At 39.0% G+C, this 2,772-nt stretch carries 2 protein-coding genes; both read left to right on the top strand.

From position 1 onward, the window contains the following. Nucleotides 1-320: 320 nt before the first annotated feature. A complete protein-coding gene (locus AC1DDX_RS26060) occupies nucleotides 321-1,739 on the top strand; it encodes an MBOAT family O-acyltransferase (protein WP_337717839.1) in 1,419 nt (472 codons plus the stop codon). A 2-nt stretch (nucleotides 1,740-1,741) separates the two neighbouring features. Further along, nucleotides 1,742-2,671, top strand: a complete 930-nt coding sequence (locus AC1DDX_RS26065; protein ID WP_337717841.1) for a hypothetical protein — start codon at nucleotides 1,742-1,744, stop codon at nucleotides 2,669-2,671. Nucleotides 2,672-2,772 lie beyond the last annotated feature (101 nt).

The following is a 2,772-nucleotide window of genomic DNA, read 5'->3' on the forward strand; positions in this document are numbered from 1 at the left end:
TAGGCATAAAAACCTTGACGACTTGATAATTCGCCGCTGCCGTGGTTAGGCATTATTCCTACAAAATTCTGTATAGCTGAGGAATTAAGCGTAACACTTAATAACAATTGTTTTTTAGGTTCTAGACCACTGGTCAAATCTAAAGGACGGCTTGTTTCAAATTGTGTAGTCGGTTGTTACCTGTTTTTTTTGATTATACAAAAATTAAATACTACATTCTCAACTGAATCCAAACCGACCAAATCTCATTAAGCGCTATATCCCATAACAGAAGAATAAAGAAAGGGTTCAATTTCGAATTTTTAAAAAAAAATACGATTATGCTCTTTAACTCTCTCCACTTCTTTTTCTTTTTTATACTGGTTACTCCAGCCTTTTTTCTGTTGCCACATCAGCATAGATGGAAATTACTGTTGGCCTCGAGCTGCTATTTTTACATGACTTTTGTGCCGGTGTATATCCTGATCCTGGGCTTCACGATCATTATAGATTATTTTGCCGGGATACTCATAGAGAACTCCAAGGGGAAAAAGAAAAAGAAATTCCTTATTTTAAGTCTGGTGGCAAACATTGGTGTGCTGGCCGTTTTCAAATATTACAATTTTCTTAATGATAACCTCTCGTTTTTGCTGGGAAACATCGGTTATCAGAACCATGTACCTTATTTAGAAATTCTATTGCCCATTGGGCTTTCTTTTCATACGTTCCAGGCGATGAGCTATACCATTGAAGTTTACCGGGGAAATCAAAAGGCAGAGAAACACTTTGGGATCTACTCTTTATACGTAATGTTTTATCCTCAGCTGGTGGCCGGACCGATAGAGCGGCCGCAAAATATCCTTCATCAGTTTCATGTGAAGCAGTATTTTAATTATGCGAATGTGGTAGAGGGCTTAAAGCTCATTACATGGGGCTTATTTAAAAAGGTGGTGATTGCCGACAGGTTATCCATTTATGTAGATGCGGTATACAATAATGCGGATCAGCATAGCGGGCTGACGCTTATTGTGGCGACCGTTTTTTTTGCATTTCAGATTTACTGCGATTTCTCAGGTTATTCTGACATCGCGATAGGCTGTGCAAGGGTTATGGGCTATAACCTGATGATCAACTTCAGGAGGCCTTATCTGGCGGGAAGCATAAAAGACTTCTGGTCGAGATGGCACATTTCCCTATCCACCTGGTTCAGGGATTACCTTTATTTCCCTTTGGGTGGCAGTAAGGTGGCGATACCCCGGTGGTACCTTAATCTTTTTATTGTATTTATGGTAAGTGGCCTGTGGCATGGTGCAAACTGGACTTTTATTGTCTGGGGGGCATTACATGGGATCTATCAGATTTTTAGTGTTTCATTTAAAAAATTCAATGAAAGGAATATTCTGGGTTATCGTCCTTTAACTAATGCTTTTCATGTTTTGCTCACCTTCGCGCTGGTCTGCTTTGCCTGGATATTTTTCAGGGCCAATAATGTAACGGAAGCCTTTAACATCTGTAAGAGCATATTTACATTAAAAGGGGAAGGCTTATTTATAGGCACTCCTGAAGGTTTTGTATATGCGCTTATCTGGATTTTGTTTCTGCTGGTTGTGGAATACATTACCGAATACCACTCGGACATCATTAAAGTATTTTATAGCTCAAACAGAGTGGTGAGGTATGCAGGATATACGGTTATTGTGTTGTTTATCATCCTGTTTGGCGTGTTTAACGGGGGGCAGTTTATCTATTTTCAATTCTAATCATGGAACCATTTTATAAACTATTGAGGAACGGGCTGATCATACTGGTTTTGTTATTTGTGACAGACAGGGCCCTTGGTGCATTAATTGAACACTTTTTCTTTAATGAAAAACAAGGCGATTCGGCAGTTACCACGCATGGGATTCTGGATGCCAATGAAGACATCCTTATTTTTGGGAATTCCAGGGCCAGCCATCACTATATCCCCGAACTGATCACTGAAAAAACCGGACTGTCTTGCTATAATCTTGGTAGGGATGGCATGAAGATGCTTTATTATGAAACCTTGTTGAAATCTGTTTTAAGTTATCATACCCCAAAAGTGGTGATACTGGATTTGAACCTGAACGATTTTGAGTATCAGCACCAGGAGGAACAAAAGCTAACGGCTGTTTTGATGCCATATATTAACAAGAATAAAGAAATCAGTGAAATGATTTATACGCAGAGTAAAATGCAATTCTCGCTGGCACATATTTCAACCCTTTACCGGGTTAACTCTTTGCCCATGTCAATCGTGCAGCATCATTTGGAAATAGGCCAGAAACACTTTAGCGGATACGAGCCGCTTTCGGGGAATATGCCCCAGAGCGCTACAGTGCAACACATTGACAATGCGAATTATAAGGAATCGAAAGATCAGTTAACCGCGTTTGAAAATTTTGTTAAAGCAACCAGATCGAAAAATATAAAATTACATGTTTTGGTGTCGCCAGGAATGAAGATCCATAAACATAATGCATTGAAAACTGCTGACAGCATTTTAAGCAAATATGATTTAAAGTGTTATAATTATTCGGAACTGTTTAATGCAAATGCAAATAAGCTGTTTTACGATGTTGGCCATTTAAATGAGATAGGGGCAAAAGCATTTACAGACAGTGTGATTGTTGATCATTTAACTGAAATACCAGCAGCAGGAATCAATTAGCCTGCTCAATTCTGCTGGCTGCAGAAACTAAAAATAATCTTGCAGGAAGTGTTCTTCGGTATTACAATACAGAGAAGAATAGATATTGAGGTCCTGGATGT

The sequence above is a fragment of the Pedobacter sp. 10L46_2 genome (genome assembly GCF_056395165.1).

Bases quoted from the DNA above. Each gene is read 5' to 3' on its own strand.
- AC1DDX_RS26060 (WP_337717839.1), top strand. From the start codon at position 321: ATGCTCTTTAACTCTCTCCACTTCTTTTTCTTTTTTATACTGGTTACT.
- AC1DDX_RS26065 (WP_337717841.1), top strand. From the start codon at position 1,742: ATGGAACCATTTTATAAACTATTGAGGAACGGGCTGATCATACTGGTT.